We start from the raw sequence: 17,690 nt of genomic DNA on the forward strand, positions 1-17,690 counted from the left end.
GGGATTGCTCCTGGCCAACGGTGGCTGCGGCGCTCCTCCCGGTAGACTGGGGAAGCTTAAGCGCCCTCCGCGGGGGACTGGACGGCCAGCTTTTGCCATTATAGTTGCCGCCGTCATGTTCATGCGGACCTACGGTAGAGGAAGTCGAGAGCTTTCTCGTTGCGTATCCTATTTCGGATTTTATCGAGCGCACCATCACGCGTCAAACGCGAGCGAATCTCTTCGGAAGACTGCTTGGTTTGCCGTGCCAGAGCGTCAATTTCCTTGCCAACCTCTTCGTCGCTGACCTCGATTTTTTCAGCCTCGGCAATTTTTTCCAGGATCAGAGACGCTTTCACTTCCTTCACCGCAGCGTCACGCTGCCCGGCGCGCAGGCGGGGAAGATCCATCTTTTTCATGTGCTCAGCACTCAGACCCTGAGCGGCCAAGGCGCGCAGGCCGCGCTCCAGCCGGAGATCAATCTGATGCTCCACCATGGATTCCGGTACTGGGAATTCATTGCGGCGAACGAGTTCATCCATCAGCTTTTCTTTGGCCTCGTGCTCGGCGCGGTGCTTTTTTTCACTCTCTAACCCTTCGCGTATCCGCTGCTTTACCGTCTCCAGATCTTCAAAGTCGCCCAGAGATTTTGCGAAGTCATCGTTCAGCTCCGGCAGGCTCTTTTGCTTAATAGCCTTGACCTCGACTTTGTACTCGACGGTCTTGCCCGCCAGGCGGGGATCGTTGAAATCCTCAGGATAAGCAACATCGAAGGTGCGCTCTTCGCCGGCCCGGGCCCCGCGCAGGTTTTCGGAAAACTCTTTTACAGTGTCCGGTCCACCAATGTGCACCAGCACATCGTTAACAGGGACCGGTTTGCCACCCTCTTCCTTGGGTGTGCTGGTGAAGCTGACATCGGCAAAGTCGCCGTCGGCGAGAGCGCGATCTTCAACCGGAGTGAACACCGCACGGCGCTCGCGCAGATTGTTCAGCTCAGCCGTGACTTCTTCCTCGGAGATATTGGTATCGGTCTTTTCCGCGCGCAGCTCCTGGTAGCCGGTGACCTCGATTGGCGGCAACACCTCAAAGGTTGCTTTAAAGCGCATAGGCTCGCCTTCCTTAATGTGCAGGTCGGTCACTTGCGGTTGCGATACGGGCTCCAGCTTCTGTTTTTCTACCTCTTCGCGGAAGTAGCGGGGAACAAGCCGCTCGATCACCTCGCCGCGGATATCGCCAGCAAAGCGGCTGCGCACCACCGTGATGGGCACTTTGCCCTTACGGAAGCCGGGCAGACGCGCCAGCTTCTGATAGTTCTGGACGACGGATTCGGTTTCCCTGGCGACCACATCGGCAGGCACTTCCACCGAAACTTCGCGCGTACAGGGGTCATGGTTTGTGCTGCTTTCTGTACTCAAACTTTAGCCTTCTGAAAATGAATTTAGGAGAGCATGCCGGCCTGGCCGGAGTGAAAAATGTACGAACTATGATGATAAGAGAGCACGGTGAGCGCGGTCAAACGAAGGGCAGCGTAAATAGTCATGCCGTTCCAAATACCGCGGTAAAAGCATTCATCCGTCCCCTGATAATGAGAAGATATTAAGAATGTCCTCCTGGCTTGTTCAATTGAACTCTGACGTTGTCTCCTGCGAGCGCTGTCCACGGCTCATTGATTACTGCCGCAAAGTCGCTCGTGAGAAGCGCCGCGCATATCTCGATTGGGAGTACTGGGGCAAGCCGGTGCCCGGCTTCGGTGATCCAAACGCGCGCGTGCTCATCCTGGGGCTGGCGCCGGGCGCACATGGTTCCAACCGCACGGGCAGGCCGTTTACTGGAGATGGTTCCGGCAATTTCATGTATCCCGTACTGTACAAAACCGGCTTTGCTTCTCAACCTACCGCCACGCACAGAGACGACGGCCTGAAGCTGAAGGACGCTTACATTACTGCCGTTGCCCGCTGCGCTCCGCCGGCTAATAAACCGACACCGGTAGAGCTGGCCAATTGCTCCGAATTCCTGGACCGGGAATTAGCAGGACTGAGCAAAGTCAAAGTGGTTGTCGTGCTGGGCAAGATTGCTTTTGATGGGTATCTGAACTATCTGAAGCGACGCGGAGTACTGCAAAGCAAAGGGCAATATGTTTTTGGGCATGGAGCCAGATACCGGTTGCGTAACGGCAAAATCCTGTTGGCGTCGTATCATCCTTCCATGCAGAACACCCTGACCGGCAAACTGACAGAAAAGATGTTCTTGAAGGTTTTTCGTGACGCGGCGCGGCTGGCGAGCGCGGATTAGGAATTCCCGCGAGCTACACCTTTTTAAGTCTTGCTATACCTCATTTCTGCGATGCTCCAGCGCCTGAACCGGGGGTCCCCAGCGCGTGCCCGCGTGCTGGAGGAGCGACACCTGCAGCCCGGATACAGTAACCCTTAAAACGGTTTAGCCCGTGGTCCCATTGTGGTATCAAAGTCTTAATTTCTGAGCAAACGTGGATTATCATCGTTCCGGAAGTGTATCTGGCATCTAGGATGCGGGGGCATAAGCCCACGAGGTCTTTGAAAATTCGCAAAAGCAGTGCTCGGTACTCAGTCCGCAGTACGCAGAAACAGCCCACCGATGATATCTATCCAGTAAACACAGCAGACTATCTCAGCAAGTACCCGATGTGAAAGCGACTTTGCCCAGTAAATATGCGGCGATCATGCCTGTTTTAGAGGTTTCGAACCACTTGCAGCAAGTGGGGCTGAGAGGGGCCGACTGCATTGGGAGTCCAGGGGGCCGAAGATTCTAAAAGGTAAACGCAGCCTTTCGGTGCAGATCTGCATTCCGGATTTGGGGAATTGTGATGATGGCAATCCACTCCCCACCCCGGTGGGCCTTCCAAAGGACGCTTCCTCCCAGAATCTGTGCTGCCAACTCCGGCGGCGTGTCGGGATGGTAGTCAAAAAATCGAGTCTGAGCACGCTTCCAGAATTCAGGAACAGGCAGGCGGCGTGGAGGCTCATACTTCCTCGAAAATATAACTGCCATATCGAATTCGGTGCTCTGACTGGCTGCCTCTAAGTCCTCCCTGGTGAAGCTTTCCAGTTGCAGCACTTTATGGGGCGTGTTGACGTAGCCGAGGTAGGGCTTAGAGAGTTCATCTGTTGCCGGCCAGGCAGTCAGCACCCGCGCTTGTGGGAACCTCTTTTCCATCATGCCGGCTGCTTGCTGGTGCAGCACAACGAAGTCGCGGTAGGCCAAACTATCCTCAGGAGCGAAGACGTACGGTGGATTGATCAACAGTCCGGCAACAAAAGCCGCACAAACCAGCGTTATGACGACCGGCCAACCGGGAATCCGGCGCCAGACAGTAGAAACGGAGATGATAATCACCAAAGGGATGGCTGGCAGCATGTAGCGCGCCAGCACCGCTCCTCCGATCAACGAAAGGACTACAAGATAAGCAGCCATAACTACGGCAAAGACAAACTGATGAGGTAGAGCAATGCGCTCGCGGGGGACGCCTGCATCACTCCGCGCAGGCAGAAACATGGCCAAAACCATGGCCAACGTGAGTAAGTAAAGATTGGCGTGGCCAACCAGTTGCCATGCACGAAGGATGAAGGCAAAGACGATGCGTAGCGGTTGCAGAGTGGAATCTACGTTGTAGCGGAAAAATTGTGGGTTGCCGAAGACGTATCCCGTGTGCGCATAGTGGTAGGCGAACCATGCGGCCAGCGGCAGTGCTGGTAGTAGCAGCCAAGTGGAACGAACCGCCCGTTGAAAGAACGAGGTCGCCGGAGTGTCTTTTGATTTCCGTATTGCCTCCCACGCAAAGAGTGCAGCCGGGGTAATAATGGCGGTTTCTTTGGACAGCGCTGCAAGCGCGAATGCCGCCACGCACAGCCAGCGCCGTCGCTTCAAATAAAAAAAAACACCCCAAAGAGTGAAGGCGGTTACAGCCAAATCCACCTGAGCGAGCGAGCTTTGGGCGAAAAATACGGGATACAGCGCCGTACACAAGGTGCTGGCGGCGGCTACGACACGATTGGCTACGTGCTGCGCCAGCACGAATACGCCCAACAGCGCCAATGCCGAAATCAGCAGTATGGCCGTGTGTGTGACCGCAGGGGAATAGCCAAAGAGCTTCCAGGCCAGGGCCAGGTAAGCCATAACTAAAGGCGGATGTGCATTGGTAAGTGTGGAATGAGGAATAAAATCGCCACGAGTAAAAATATCGTACGCGGCGGGGACATAATAGCCGGCTTCATCCCAGAAGTAGGGAAGCCGCAGCAGGGACCAATGCGCGGCCAGCAAAAGAACAAAAATAAAAATGAAGAGCGCAGTCCTGCGCATCAGGCCGGCAGGCACAAACCTGTCTCGCACATCAATGCACCTGTCCGGGAACTGCCATGCGCGGATCAAGCTTGATCTCGCCGAAGGTCTTTTCGTAGTTCACCACATTCTGCTGCAGGATGGTGAGCAGCGCCTTGGCTTGCTGTGGACTAAGATAAATTCCCTGAAAATTGTTGACCTCCATCTCAGTCGGCGTCGGCTGCTGTAAGGTGCCGAAGACCAGGAAGAAATCCCATACGTTCACGCGTACTTGCACGCTGTTGGCGTAGTTTTCCCGGTAGTCTTTGCTGTTGGTGAGCTTGATATTGGGTTGCGCTGGGGTGGCCATAATCAGTTCTCGGTTCTCGATTTAGTTCGCAGTTCTCGGTTCTCAGTTCTCAGAACCCAAATCTACGAATTTCATCATAATTCATTCGGTTGCAAATAGGCGCAGGCGCCTTGTATAGGCTGTGCACAGCACAACTGAGAACCGGGAACTGGTTTTTTGGTGCGAAAGGAGGGACTCGAACCCTCACGGGTTTCCCCGCCAGATCCTAAGTCTGGTGCGTCTGCCAATTCCGCCACTTTCGCGTAGCTTGATTCATATCTTAACAGGATCATTGATTGCAATTGCCGCCTGTTTACTCTAACGAAAAGAGGCTTTCCATTGCCACCAGCAAGAATAGACCTTTGGGGCATTTTCATTGTGGTACTTTGTCAGAAATTGTCTACCGCAAATACTGTAATTCTTCGGAGGGCGACTTTGAGTGGGTTTGGACCGTCAATATCGCAAGATAACTAACATGGGGTTCAAGCCATGGGGCCTCGGTAGCCAACTCGTGGGTTGCATCACGAAGGTGATAGCTTGGAATGGCAGGGTGAAGGTGGTGAGTTGCGTGCTCTGCAAACCCATAACACCCGAAGATCAGTCTCTCGATTGGTCCGCAGGCTAGATTCCGCAAAACCGCGTTACCCACAACTTCGGGGTGATCTGTCCCATTCTGGTGCTCAGCGATTGCTCGAAGCGTGGCTGCGAAGAGCGTTAGAGAAGCCACGCCATAGAGGTAAACGGCCCCATAAGAAATAGCAGCATTGAGTGCCGCGATTCTGACATCGTGTACTCCAAACCGCCAGGCAACCATAAACACTGAGGCAAAGAATGCCAGATGAAAGGCCATGGCCCGAACGATCCAGAAGCGTGAACGCGACAGGTTTGCATTGGGTCGCGTGTGAACTACGTAGCTGAATTTCTTCAGTGCCTCAATGCCGATGAGGCAGCGGAGGAAAAACAAGAACAGGCGCCAGCCTCGGATGTCAACTTTGTAGCTGTACTTAGGATCATCGCTTCCGCCGAGATTCTGGTGATGGGCCCAGTGCAAGGCACGATAGGCATCAAAGTCTGTCACCATCAGCGCGGCTAGTATCCATCGCCCCAGGAGGTTGGCTCCCCAACGCTTTTTGAAGACGTGATAGTGAGCACACTCATGCATCAGGTTCAATAGGCCGCTCATGGTCAGGCCCGTCCAGAGCCAGAAGAGAACCAGCAAGACGCCTGGTCCTATCACCGCAGCTAAATAAACCGGAGCCAGGACAAAAGCAATGTGGCCGGTCGTAATCATAAAAGAGACAACGTCAGATCGCTTGCCATACTGCGCTAAGAGGACATCGGGTCTCACAAGTTAATTGTCTCCTTTCTTCCGTGCCTTAAAGTCAATCATTCCAGGCGCTCCCGACCAGACGTCAACCGGTAAGACAACGGTCGCGGCAGCGATACATATGAGCCACTTCAATCCGTGCCTGGGAATCATTCCCTTAGCGTGACCGTGGGGAAGGCTCGCGAAACTGACGGCGTAACCAGCTGGGTTGAAGGCCCCTTTGACGCTGACTGATTCAAACCCAGCCCGCTGGAGGAGGCTACGCAGCCCGGCAACGGAGAAGACCACAGTATGCCTGGGCGCATGGAACCCACTCCAACGCAGACCGAAGATTCGGTGCTCAAGAGATGCGGCGTTTGGAGTTTGTCCGTCGAAGCAGCCACCGGGCATGAGCTTCTTGGCCAGCGCAGAGACGATTGCAAATGGGTCAGGCAGATGTTCTATAACGTGGTTCATGATGATCACTTGGCAAGGAGAAAGAACCTCAAACAGATCCGCTGGCCCGCCTTGGACGATCGTGACCCGCTCAGCAGGCCGGGTGACCTGAGTGTGGTTACCGATCTCATAACCAATGAATTCGACGTTGGGGATGGCTGCCGCAGCCCGGCGCATGAATGAACCATTGCCACATCCGTAGTCTAGAACGGCCCCGCTGCCGTTGAGAAGGGTCTTGAGCCGTTGAATCCGCATCTTGTGCCGCATTCGCATGAGAAACCCACCGTCACTCATGCTGTGGTAGTTTTGGCGATAGAACGAGGCCAGTTCAGAGTCACTCGGCATGGGAGATTGGTAAAGCGAGTTGCACTCTCTGCAGGCGGCGTACCTGGCTAGATAGTCCAGCCCGTATTCGTGGTCGGGAATCTCCACAGTCTCCAGGACCTGAGGACTCGTACATGCCGGACACATGGTTGCTTTCGACAGAGATGGCTCTCGGCTCAATGCCTCATCCTTTTCAAGAAGTGAACCATCTTCAATAGAATAACCCATCATAAAATTTTAAGACAATAAGACAAAATATAGATAACTTAACAGACTTGTCGAGAAAGGCGGGTAATATAGATTCGGGGTTCGAGGAAAAACAGAACTACCGTCCCGAGAGCCGGACTCTCCCCTCCCAGGGCCAATTTCGTCAAAACCAAACCGCTTCGAGCACAAACCGGTTATAGATGGTTTTGCGCGATTCCTTGCCAGATCCACAAACCGCCAATCACCAGAATCAGAAGTCCGGAGCCAGCGCCCAGCACGCGCAGAAACGGCCGGATTTGATCCATGCGCTTCAGCAGTTCGGTTTGCTCATTTTGTAAGTGGGATTCGGCATCATTGAGAAATAGCTGATCATCCTCATGCATTGCCAAGGTGCTACGGTAGATCAGCAGAAGAACAAAAATACCGGTGAGCACTCCCCAGACTATCATCAGCACAGTCAAGAGCGACATACGTCACCTCTTTTTCGGGCATTCAAACCGGTCCCAGGTATTGCTTCGGCCGGCTGTAGATTAGACGAGTGGCCTGCACGAAGGTTAAGGGGCCTAAGGTGAATTATAGTCCCCCCAAAGGAGCATTTTTTCATATTTTTTTCGCCCTGGCCTTTTTGACCTTGATCGAGCCAGCCTTGACTACCTTTACGGCCTCCAGGCGTTTGCCCATGACCAGCGCATCTATGCTGTTGAGGTAGTAGCGCGGAATGGTTTCAACCACGGCATAACCGTGGTGCTTATAAAAGGCCAGCGCAACGGCATTGTCAACGGCAGTTTCCAGCAAAACCGCTTTGCATTTCTTTTGCAGGAGATAGCGCTCGGCGGCTTTCAGCAGCAGAGACCCTGTTCCTGCACGTTGGCCTCCGGGGCGCACATCAATGGTCAGGATATGTCCTATGCCGGCAGGATCTGACTCAGCAACCACAAACCCCATAATTTTTCCGCGGGCTTCTTCTTCCGCTACTAAAGTAAAAGCTCTTGACCGGTTCATGTACCAGGCCAGTTCACGGCGGGAGTAGGCAATGCCTTGTTGGAAACACTCCTGGTCAATGCGCCAGAGTTCATCGAAATCCTGGCTGCGATAGCTGCGCGGAGTGTTCATCCTGCAATCACCTTATGAATCCTACAATGGGAATTTTACAGCCAGATTTAGGAATGATGGTTGGATTTCAATGATTTGATCAATGGACGGCTACGCAACCGTACGCTTAAGCTGGCCGCAGGCGGCGTAGATATCGCGTCCGCGTGGCCGGCGGATGTAAGCCGGAATGCCGGCGTCGCGCAGGATTTTCTGAAAGGTATGCACGCGCTGTTCAACAGGAGTCTTGAAATCAATTTCCGGACCGGGGTTAAGAGCAATCAGGTTCACCTTGGCCCGTATGCCTCGGACCAATTCCACTACCTCGCTGGCGTGCTGTACCTCGTCATTCACTCCATCCAGCAATACGTATTCGAAAGTTAATCGTTCACGGTTGCGCAGAGGAAATTCGCGGGCAGCCGTCAGCAATTTCTCTAAACCCCATTTTTTGTTGATGGGCATGATGCCGGAACGGACGTCATCGTTTGAGGCATTCAGAGAAATCGCCAGCTTTGGGCGGAGCTGCTCTTTGCCGAAATCGTAAATCCGGGGAACGATACCAGAAGTGGAAACGGTCATGCGCGAGGCAGGAATCGCAATTCCCTCAGGATCACTTAACAGACGGACCGCTTGCATAAAGCTTTCATAGTTCAAAAACGGCTCCCCTTGCCCCATGAAGACCAGGTTGATGCGCTCGCGGTCAATATTTACGCTGCGGTCGTTCAGTACAGCAAGAACCTGTCCAACAATCTCGCCAGGAGCCAGGTTGCGCTGCAACCCCAGTAAAGCGGTCATGCAGAACTGACAATTTACCGCACAGCCAGCCTGGCTTGAAATGCAAATTGTTGCACGATGAAATTTGCCTTCCTGCCAGCCTCCCGTTGCCTGGCCTGAGGGAAGAAGTTCATCCGTTATTTCCAGGTCGGCTTCTGATCCATCCCCTGCTTCTCCACCATCGCCCTCAGGCATCCAGACGGTTTCAACACTTTGGCCGTCGGCAAAAGCCATCAGATAACGAATGGTACCGTCGGTAGAAGAAAATTTCTTTTCAATTGCAGGCAGACCGATGCTGTAACCTTCTTCGGAGAGCTGATTGCGGAAATCTGCAGGCAGGGTAGAAATAGCCTGTAATGTCCCCTGCCGCTGGCTGTAAATGGCCTGGTAAAGCTGCCGGGCGCGGTATGGGGGTTGGCCAAATCCTTCAATAATCCCCGTAAGTTCTTGAAAAGAAAGGCCCAATAAAGCGCATTTTAGCTGCTGACCCATGCATCAAATAACTGTCTATAATTGTAGATGGTTCTCGTCCTGGAATCTTCTTTCAACAGTTTTAACAAAAGTGAACCTGTAGTTATTGTACGTTGATGACAGGGTGGGAAGAGCACGCAATGAAAGCAGAACAGAAAATGGTAGATGAGCCGCGCAACATATATCGCAAAGTTTTACCCAACGGGTTGACCGTTCTAACGGAGACCATGCCGCATATCCGGTCGGTTTCTATCGGAATCTGGGTGCGCACCGGCTCGCGTCACGAAGAACCAGAGGCCAACGGCGTCTCGCATTTCCTTGAGCACATGGTCTTCAAAGGGACCAAAAGCCGTAGCGCCGAGCAAATTGCCCGCCAAGTGGATTCCATCGGCGGGAATATGGATGCCTTTACCGCCAAAGAATGCATTTGTTTTAACGTCAAAGTTCTCGATCAACACATGCCCATTGCCATGGATGTGCTTAGCGATCTGGTATTGAATCCCGTCCTTGATGTAAATGACATTGCCCGCGAGCGTGGCGTGATCATGGAAGAGATCAAGATGGATGAGGACAACCCCGATTACCTCGTGCATGAGATTTTTACGCAGAATTTCTGGAAAGATCATCCCCTGGGCAAACCAATTTTAGGGACCAAAGAAACCGTCCGCGCCTTTGATCAGGAGTTGCTGCAGAGTTATTACCGCAAGCACATTCATCCGGAAAATATCATTATTGCCGCAGCGGGAAACCTGGACGCCAAGCGTTTCGTGGAACTGGTAAACGAGCGCTTCCAGAGTTTTAAGCCGGGGAAAAATGGTTTGCACGATACACCCCCCGAGGTGAAGGCGCGAATCATCATGCGCAACAAAAAAGCACTGGAGCAGGTGCAGATTTGCCTCGGCGTCCCCGCCCATCCTATTTCTCACGAGCGACGCTACAGCGCTTATGTTCTCAACACATTGTTGGGAGGAGGCATGAGTTCGCGTCTTTTCCAGAACGTCCGCGAACGGCAGGGGCTGGTGTATGCAATTTTCAGCGAATTGAGTCCGTACCGGGATACAGGTTGCCTTTCCGTCTATGCCGGAACCTCACGCCAGTCGGCGCCCAAGGTCGTGGAGTCGGTGGTCAGCGAGTTCCGCAGCCTGAAAGAAAATGGGATCCCGGAAGATGAGCTTTGTCGAGCCAAAGATCAGCTCAAAGGCAACCTCATGCTGAGTCTGGAATCTTCCACCTCGCGTATGTCGAACCTGGCTCGCCAGGAAATGTATTTTGACCGCTTCTTCGGATTGGATGAAATCATCGAGCGCATTGAAGCCGTGACAGCCCCAGACTTGCAAGCATTAGCCCAGGAATACTTCCAGCCCGACCGGATTGCTGTAACTGTGCTGGGGAATCTGGATAAGCTTAAAATCTCCCGCGACTCGCTCGCCTGCTGAAAATCGCTCAAGTCTGTTGTAGCTTCAGCGTTTGATTCCTGGATGAGATCGTGCGCCTTACTTACTTCGACTTCAAACCAGAAATGTGAGTTAATTGCACTAATATAGCCTTGTATCCCAACTATGAGGACTTATCTGCTGTTCCTATGAGCATGCTCGAAAACGACTTACGTAACTGCGGTGACCCGGCCTCTGTTTCTTCTACCCGGAAAGATGGTTTGCTTTTTGTCCTGGCCCTCACAACCCTCATCGCAGGAACTTTACTTCTCTACGAACCTGTTATCCATCATGGTTTCATTAACTACGACGACGGCGTGTATGTCAGCGGCAATCCCCGCGTGCTTGCCGGTCTAAGCTGGAAGAATGTCATGTGGGCATTCACCACCACGTATTTCTCAAACTGGCATCCCTTGACGTGGCTATCTTATATGTTGATTGGCCAGTTCTCGAAAGCTGACCCGGCGGGATATCACTTTGCGAACCTCATCTTGCATACGGTAAATGCAGCGCTCTTATTTCTTGTGCTTTGTCGGGGTACAAGTTCTCTGTGGCGTAGCTTCATGGTTGCCGCTATGTTTGCCGTTCATCCGCTCAACGTCGAATCTGTAGCGTGGATCTCGGAGCAAAAGAATCTGTTAAGCACGATGTTCTGGCTGTTATCCATCTTGGCGTATGGTTGGTACGTGTTGAACCCCAATTGGAAACGTTACCTAACGGTAGCTGGACTATTTGTCCTGGGGTTGATGGCAAAGCCTATGGTTGTGACCCTGCCATTTGTCTTCCTGCTGTTGGACTACTGGCCGCTACAACGGATGAGATTTGGATTTGGTCAGAGCAGAGACACAAACCCTCAATCGAAGGATTTCTTTGCGCTCCTTCTTGAAAAAGTTCCCTTGATGATGCTGTCTGTTGCAAGTGCAGTCATCACTGTAATCGCCCAGAAATCTGGCGGGGCAGTAAAATCTGCTACTGCCTATCCATTTACAGTTCGTCTCGAAAATGCACTGCTTGCTTATGCCGGCTATATTTATAAGACATTTTGGCCTTCCAAATTGGCTATTTTTTATCCGCATCCAGGCAGCACTTTTGCTGCCTGGAAGATTGCGCTTGCTGCCGCCCTGCTGATGTTAACCGCCTGGGTAGTATTACGGTTTAAGCAGCAGCGTTACCTGCGGGTGGGATGGTTTTTCTATTTAGGGACACTCGTCCCCGTCATAGGGCTAGTTCAAATTGGCAACCAGGCAATGGCAGACCGCTACGCCTATATCCCATTGATTGGGCTTTTTCTGATGATCGTTTGGAGTATCTCGGAGTGGGTACCAGCCACTCAAGTCTCAAAGTATCTCTTAAGAGGAGCCTGCTTCGGGGTACTACTTGCTTTATCGTGGAGTACGCGTATTCAGCTTGGCTGCTGGCAGGATAACATTGCATTGTTTTCTCACGCGCTTGAGGTGACGTCCAATAATGCTACAGCCCACGTTTGTTTGGGGTCAGCTTTAGCGGAAAAAGGCAGACTGGATGAGGCGGCGTATCATTTCTACTCCGCTTTAGTGATCAAACCAAATGACGAAATGGCCCATTTTAATCTTGCAGCATACCGTGTCTATCAAGGAGACCGTGAAGGAGCCCTCAAGGAATTTCAGCTAGCGCTGCTCTACACGCAAAGCAACATTGCGGCAGCCAATGCGCATGTTCAAATGGCAGCTATCTATTCACAAATGGGCGACATGGAAAAATCCAAGGCACACTATCGGGAAGCCATACAACTCGATGGCATGCAATACAGGGCATATTTGAATTTAGGCGTACATTTGTATCTGGAAGGCGATCTAAACGGAGCAATTTCCAATCTTTCCCACTCATTGGAGATTGTTCCCACCAGTGCAGCCTATTTCTATCTGGGACAAGCCTTGGAACGGGAGAACCGGTTGGTGGAGGCGCTCACCGCATATCGTCAAGCTTTGCAGATTTCATCGGATTCCACCGAAATCCAGAACCGCATCGATGCGATATCGAGAAAGCAGACGACTACACCACAAGAAAGGAATCCATCAATACCATATTGATTCAGATGGTTCCAAATATTATAGCTGTATACTCTTTGTCTAGAAGTTGCCAAGTCAAACCTGACCTATGCCACTAACAACACCAGCAGCAGCGAAAAGGCATACGTCCCCATTGAGCGGGTTTTTTGGCTCGACCCCAAAAAAAGTGATGGTCTTAGGCCTTTCATTGTTTGCTATCACGCTTTTTGTATATCAGCCTGTGAAAAGTCTTGAGTTCGTCAATTACGACGACAATGCGTACGTCACAGGGAATACCCACGTTTTGTCCGGTTTGACGTGGAATAACCTACTTTGGGCCTTCACCAGCGAAGAAGCAGCCAACTGGCATCCATTAGCATGGCTTTCACACATGCTCGATTGCACACTTTTTGGCGCCAATCCTGCCGGGCATCATTTCATGAATCTTTTACTGCATGCAATCAATGCAGTGCTGATGTTCCTATTGTTGCAACGCGGCACAGGGTCTATTGGGCCCAGCTTTTTTGTAGCTGCCCTCTTTGCGGTACATCCTCTTAATGTTGAATCTGTTGCGTGGGTATCTGAAAGAAAAAACATACTGTGCACTACCTTTTGGCTTCTGACCATCTGGGCTTACGGATGGTATGTATTCAAGCCCACATGGAAGCGTTATTTATCTGTGGTTGGATTGTTTGTTTTGGCGATCATGTCCAAGCCCATGGTCGTAACACTGCCTTTTGTACTACTTCTATTGGATTATTGGCCATTGCGACGTATTAACATCTTTGAAAAAGGAACAGGTGTTTCCGAGAATATTTTCCGGCTTGTTCTGGAAAAACTGCCTCTAGCCCTGCTCGCTGTGTTCAGTTGTGTGGTGACTTTGAAAGCGCAAAATTCTGTTGGAGCCATGGACGTCCTTCAAGTGCCATTGAAGTTTCGTATTGAAAACGCTTTGACATCCTACTTGACCTACATCTATAAGATGTTCTGGCCAGCGCATCTGGCAATATATTATCCTCATCCACAGAAATCCATTCCTTCCTGGCAGATCGTCTTGGCAACTTTGTTTCTGGCTCTGACCACGATCATTGTCTTGCGCATGCGCGAGAAACGTTATCTGCCCGTTGGTTGGTTCTGGTACCTGGGAACCCTGGTGCCTGTCCTGGGTATTGTGCAAGTGGGGGGCATGGCCATGGCAGATCGCTACGCGTACATTCCGTTGATGGGGATCTTCCTCATAGTAGTCTGGCTGCTCGCCGACTGGATGGGAAATCTGACAGTTGTTAAAAGAAATATCGTGCTGGCAATGGCAGCATGTGCGCTCTTCGTACTATCCGTGGATACGCGACTTGAATTGGCGTACTGGCGTGACAGCGTGACTCTGTGGTCAAGATCTATCCAAGTCACGGGAAACAATATGCAGGCAAACCTGAACTTTGGCAACGCTCTATTACTTCTGAACAAACCGCAGGAAGCCTTGATCCAATATAAGCTCGCGCTTGCCGATAATCCGCCGGTTGCAACTCCACATTACAACATTACGGTGCCGCTCCTTAGACTTGGCATGGCAGAAGAAGCTGTTCATCAGAGTGACCTCGCTCTTGCGCTCATGAAAGAAGAAGAAACAAAGGCGCTTCCGTACAATAGCCGAGGCGTAGCTTTCAGCCAGTTGGGAAAAAATGCCGAGGCCGAAAGAGATTTCAAGGAAGCTATACGACTTGCTCCATCGGCAGACAAACCTCACATCAATTATGGCCTACTGTTGCAGCAAGAAGGGAGATTCAAAGAAGCAGTTTTCCAATTTGCGGCAGCAGTAAAACTCGCCCCAAGCAACTTGGGGTATTTGTACTTGGGCCGGGCATTGCAGCAAATAAACCGATTGCATGAAGCGATTTGGGCCTACCGGCAAGCGTTGGCGATTACGCCTGGCATGACAGAAGCCCAGAAGGCCATTGATTCAATTAACCAAGGCCTTGCACAACAGCAAGGCATTGAGAATCGCAAAAACCATTAAGGCTGAGAGCTAAGATTTGTGTTTGGAATTGTCTCCGGCAAAGGAAGTGATTTTACGAGTACGGTTGCTCCAGTTCAAGGAAAACCAGACGGCAATCTTTCTGTGCATGCTTTATTCAATTCTAAACAGAAAAAATTTGTTGTCCTTTCGCTGGTCCTGGTTGCAGCTACGCTTCTTCTTTTCAATCCACTGAGCGAATGCAGGTTCCTCAATTACGACGATAACGATTACATTACTGAGAATCTCCATGTTCAGTCAGGATTGAGCTGGAGCAACTTCGTTTGGGCTTTTACTACAACCGATGTAGCAAATTGGCACCCACTTACCTGGCTCTCGTACATGGTGGACTATCAGATTTTTAAGCTTAATCCTGCAGGCTACCATTTAACCAATCTGCTGTTGCACGTGCTTAATGTCGTGCTCCTGTTTTCTGTGTTGTATTACGGCACAGGTTTTTTGTGGCGCAGTTGGATTGTAGCTGCTCTGTTTGCATTCCATCCTTTAAATGTTCAATCCGTAGCATGGGTGGCCGAACGCAAAAATGTGCTGAGTACTCTCTTCTGGTTGCTGGCGATTGCAGCCTATGGCTGGTATGTGCACAAGCCTGGCATGAAACGTTATTTGGCTGTCGTGGCATTTTTTGTCCTGGGTTTAATGGCAAAGCCAATGGTTGTTACTTTGCCGTTTGTATTATTACTGTTGGACTATTGGCCTTTTGGCCGGATTGGGCAAAGCAACGGGGTAATTCCTCCAGCCCATTGGCGCCGTCTTTTCCTCGAAAAAGCTCCTCTGGTGTTGCTGTCAGTTATAAGCTCCATCATTACGTTGATTGCACAGAAATCGTTAGAAGCTACGAAGTTAAATTATGTAGTTCCTCTGGATGTTCGTCTTAAAAATGTATTGTTTTCCTATGCAGAGTATATTTTTAAAACATTCTGGCCGACACGTTTGGCGGTTTTCTATCCCCTGGCATTCAACCCACCTCCGCTTTGGAAGCTTATCGTGGCAGGATTCGTGCTGGTATCTTTATCTACTTTGGCACTTCTTGGCCGGAAACACCGTTATCTGCTAACGGGCTGGCTTTGGTATCTAGCAACATTAGTGCCCGTGATTGGGTTCATTCAGATCGGAGCTCAGGCGATTGCGGACCGATATGTTTATATTCCGCTCATTGGCTTTTACGTGTTCATCGTCTGGGCGATTGCAGATTGGTCCAACAAATTGCAAATTCCCAAATATTTTTTGCCTGTAGCCAGTTTCTGCGTACTCATCGCTCTTTCTGTGGATACTCGCCATCAACTGGAGTACTGGCACGACAGCGTCTCATTATGGTCCCATGCTTTAGAAGTGACAGCGAACAATAATATTGCTCAGGCAAATTTGACGAATGCTCTTGAACAGTCTGGCAGATCAGCGGAAGCTTTGGTAGGCTATCGGATTCTCGTAGGAATGAGTCCGAAGTCTACAGATGCTCATTACTATTATGCTTCTTCGTTGCTTCGAAATGGCCGACCAGAAAAAGCAATCATTGAGTGTAAACTCGCGTTGCAATTAACCGATGATCCTCGTTCCCAGGCCCGGACACATGCGCTGCTGGGCAGAGCGCTGGCTATTTCAGGCAGGAACCAGGAAGCAAGAATTGAATATGGTGAAGCAATAAGCCTTGATCCTCAACAGTCTTTTGCATACCTGAGGTTAGGTTTGCTTGAGGAAAGTGAGGGAAATAGTAATGAAGCGATTCTGAACTTTACGAAGTCAATCCAGATCGCTCCCAGCGACCTCGCATATCTGCATTTGGGCAAAAATTTAGAGAGTCAAAATAGATTGCAAGAAGCATTAATTGTCTATCAGCAGGCCGTGAAAATTTACCCCACGTTGGGAGAAGCGCAACAGAGTGTTATCTCTATCCAGCGCAAGCTACTCCAAAACGAGAAAAGCTTGCGTACTAACTGAGAAGGCGCCGGAATAATCCGATTCGTCGCGAAGCATAAAAGGGCTTTCTGATGACCGCCAATTTCAGTTTCCTATCATTGATAAGGCAGTGCACCCGGCTGGGGTCCCTGGGACCGCGCCTCCGCTTGGATTGAAGCGGACCACGCCATCTTCGGTACCGCAGAATGTCTTAACGCCCGTACGTCCAGGAGTACTCGGCGAAGCGCCTTCTACAAATGTTTGTGAGCCAGCCCCATTCGTTGAGCTAGCAACGTAAACGTAACCGCTCTTTGAGTTTGTGCCGGCGTTAGAAAGAGCAAAGTCAATCAGGCAGGCATTTGTGCTCGGCGGGACACCAGGTGGGCACCCAGCGGCCGGTGGTCCCAGTGAAGGAAGGTCAGGAGAATAAGACCCAAATGCGGTTTGATACTGAACTTCGGACGTAATAATTGTGCGGGTAGCTGCGGCCGCCGCAGATTCATTGGCCGAAACTCTGGCACGAATCAAGCTGGGAACCGCAATAGCCGCAATGATCAGAATAATCGCCACAACAATCAGCAGTTCTATCAACGAGAAACCCTCTTGCTTATGCATAGCAAACCCTCCCCCTTTGTCCAGCGGTTGCTAAAAATTCTTCATAGATCCGTATTTATTAATAGATCGTATGTATTAGTATCAAGCAATCTAAGTTCCAAATGAACTATGCTGTAAAAAGAAAGACGCCAGAATTGCTTCTGGCGCCTCCCGGCTTGTACCCTCCCCCAGGTACTTCGCCAAAATCAAACTGACTTACTGGCCAATTGGTGACAATGCAATGCAGGCAGTTGCACCTGCGGTGCCGGCAGCAGCGCCAGTAGGATCAAAATGCACAACGCCATCCTCAATTGCGCAGAACGATTTATTTCCGGTTCTTCCCAGAGTAACCGGCGTGCCACCCTCGACAAAGCTCTGTCCACCATTGGAGTTTGCCGCCACAAAAGCGTATCCGCTCTTGGGGGTAGCAGGGACTGCGTTCCCAAGTGCATAGTCAATCAAG

Annotated in this window: 15 protein-coding genes and 1 tRNA gene; 5 read left to right on the top strand and 11 right to left on the bottom strand. The window is 51.1% G+C overall.

Features of this window, described 5'->3' with window-relative positions; genetic code table 11:
* Positions 1–119 precede the first annotated feature (119 nt).
* Positions 120–1,394: a trigger factor gene (gene tig / locus VK738_07920; protein ID HTD22566.1), complete on the bottom strand. Its 1,275-nt coding sequence runs from the start codon at positions 1,392–1,394 to the stop codon at positions 120–122.
* A 187-nt stretch (positions 1,395–1,581) separates the two neighbouring features.
* On the opposite strand from tig, the gene VK738_07925 reads away from it, so the two are divergent.
* Positions 1,582–2,271 carry a uracil-DNA glycosylase gene (locus VK738_07925; protein HTD22567.1) on the top strand — a complete coding sequence of 230 codons (690 nt, stop codon included), beginning with the start codon at positions 1,582–1,584 and terminating at the stop codon, positions 2,269–2,271.
* A gap of 492 nt (positions 2,272–2,763) precedes the next feature.
* Here the strand turns inward: VK738_07925 and VK738_07930 are convergent, their stop codons facing one another.
* The 8 genes from VK738_07930 to rlmN all read right to left on the bottom strand — a co-directional run bounded on the left by VK738_07930 (position 2,764) and on the right by rlmN (position 9,269).
* Entirely contained in the window at positions 2,764–4,344 is a 1,581-nt protein-coding gene (locus tag VK738_07930; protein HTD22568.1) for a glycosyltransferase family 39 protein, read from the bottom strand.
* A gap of 1 nt (position 4,345) precedes the next feature.
* A complete protein-coding gene (locus VK738_07935; GenBank protein ID HTD22569.1) occupies positions 4,346–4,642 on the bottom strand; it encodes a DUF3467 domain-containing protein in 297 nt (98 codons plus the stop codon).
* A gap of 157 nt (positions 4,643–4,799) precedes the next feature.
* Positions 4,800–4,884 (bottom strand) — tRNA-Leu (locus tag VK738_07940).
* A 137-nt stretch (positions 4,885–5,021) separates the two neighbouring features.
* On the bottom strand, positions 5,022–5,969 hold the full coding sequence (locus VK738_07945) for a fatty acid desaturase (protein HTD22570.1): 948 nt from the start codon (positions 5,967–5,969) through the stop codon (positions 5,022–5,024).
* 3 nt (positions 5,970–5,972) lie between these two features.
* Positions 5,973–6,854, bottom strand: a complete 882-nt coding sequence (locus tag VK738_07950; protein HTD22571.1) for a class I SAM-dependent methyltransferase — start codon at positions 6,852–6,854, stop codon at positions 5,973–5,975.
* Between the two features lie 254 nt (positions 6,855–7,108).
* Complete coding sequence (locus VK738_07955; protein HTD22572.1) at positions 7,109–7,384, bottom strand: hypothetical protein; 276 nt, start codon at positions 7,382–7,384, stop codon at positions 7,109–7,111.
* A gap of 130 nt (positions 7,385–7,514) precedes the next feature.
* On the bottom strand, positions 7,515–8,027 hold the full coding sequence (locus VK738_07960; GenBank protein ID HTD22573.1) for a GNAT family N-acetyltransferase: 513 nt from the start codon (positions 8,025–8,027) through the stop codon (positions 7,515–7,517).
* 90 nt (positions 8,028–8,117) lie between these two features.
* Complete coding sequence (gene rlmN / locus VK738_07965) at positions 8,118–9,269, bottom strand: 23S rRNA (adenine(2503)-C(2))-methyltransferase RlmN (protein HTD22574.1); 1,152 nt, start codon at positions 9,267–9,269, stop codon at positions 8,118–8,120.
* A gap of 119 nt (positions 9,270–9,388) precedes the next feature.
* On the opposite strand from rlmN, the gene VK738_07970 reads away from it, so the two are divergent.
* The 4 genes from VK738_07970 (at position 9,389) to VK738_07985 (ending at position 16,675) form a co-directional block, all read left to right on the top strand.
* On the top strand, positions 9,389–10,684 hold the full coding sequence (locus VK738_07970; GenBank protein HTD22575.1) for a pitrilysin family protein: 1,296 nt from the start codon (positions 9,389–9,391) through the stop codon (positions 10,682–10,684).
* A gap of 146 nt (positions 10,685–10,830) precedes the next feature.
* Positions 10,831–12,750 carry a tetratricopeptide repeat protein gene (locus VK738_07975; GenBank protein ID HTD22576.1) on the top strand — a complete coding sequence of 640 codons (1,920 nt, stop codon included), beginning with the start codon at positions 10,831–10,833 and terminating at the stop codon, positions 12,748–12,750.
* Positions 12,751–12,817: 67 nt separating this feature from the next.
* Positions 12,818–14,722, top strand: coding sequence for a tetratricopeptide repeat protein (locus VK738_07980; protein HTD22577.1), 1,905 nt, complete (start codon positions 12,818–12,820; stop codon positions 14,720–14,722).
* Positions 14,723–14,740: 18 nt separating this feature from the next.
* Positions 14,741–16,675, top strand: a complete 1,935-nt coding sequence (locus tag VK738_07985) for a tetratricopeptide repeat protein (protein HTD22578.1) — start codon at positions 14,741–14,743, stop codon at positions 16,673–16,675.
* Between the two features lie 63 nt (positions 16,676–16,738).
* On the opposite strand, the gene VK738_07990 is transcribed toward VK738_07985, so the two are convergent.
* Both VK738_07990 and VK738_07995 read right to left on the bottom strand, forming a co-directional pair.
* Positions 16,739–17,248 carry a prepilin-type N-terminal cleavage/methylation domain-containing protein gene (locus VK738_07990; protein ID HTD22579.1) on the bottom strand — a complete coding sequence of 170 codons (510 nt, stop codon included), beginning with the start codon at positions 17,246–17,248 and terminating at the stop codon, positions 16,739–16,741.
* Positions 17,249–17,443: 195 nt separating this feature from the next.
* Positions 17,444–17,690 (bottom strand): hypothetical protein (locus tag VK738_07995; protein ID HTD22580.1); only part of this gene is annotated, 247 nt, incomplete at its 5' end.

This window comes from Terriglobales bacterium (assembly GCA_035487355.1).
In the GTDB taxonomy this organism is placed as follows: Bacteria; Acidobacteriota; Terriglobia; order Terriglobales; family Acidobacteriaceae; genus QIAW01.

Bases quoted from the DNA above. Each gene is read 5' to 3' on its own strand.
- VK738_07925 (HTD22567.1), top strand. From the start codon at position 1,582: ATGTCCTCCTGGCTTGTTCAATTGAACTCTGACGTTGTCTCCTGCGAG.
- VK738_07935 (HTD22569.1), bottom strand. From the start codon at position 4,642: ATGGCCACCCCAGCGCAACCCAATATCAAGCTCACCAACAGCAAAGAC.
- VK738_07950 (HTD22571.1), bottom strand. From the start codon at position 6,854: ATGTGTCCGGCATGTACGAGTCCTCAGGTCCTGGAGACTGTGGAGATT.
- VK738_07955 (HTD22572.1), bottom strand. From the start codon at position 7,384: ATGTCGCTCTTGACTGTGCTGATGATAGTCTGGGGAGTGCTCACCGGT.
- VK738_07960 (HTD22573.1), bottom strand. From the start codon at position 8,027: ATGAACACTCCGCGCAGCTATCGCAGCCAGGATTTCGATGAACTCTGG.
- rlmN (HTD22574.1), bottom strand. From the start codon at position 9,269: ATGGGTCAGCAGCTAAAATGCGCTTTATTGGGCCTTTCTTTTCAAGAA.
- VK738_07970 (HTD22575.1), top strand. From the start codon at position 9,389: ATGAAAGCAGAACAGAAAATGGTAGATGAGCCGCGCAACATATATCGC.
- VK738_07975 (HTD22576.1), top strand. From the start codon at position 10,831: ATGAGCATGCTCGAAAACGACTTACGTAACTGCGGTGACCCGGCCTCT.
- VK738_07980 (HTD22577.1), top strand. From the start codon at position 12,818: ATGCCACTAACAACACCAGCAGCAGCGAAAAGGCATACGTCCCCATTG.
- VK738_07990 (HTD22579.1), bottom strand. From the start codon at position 17,248: ATGCATAAGCAAGAGGGTTTCTCGTTGATAGAACTGCTGATTGTTGTG.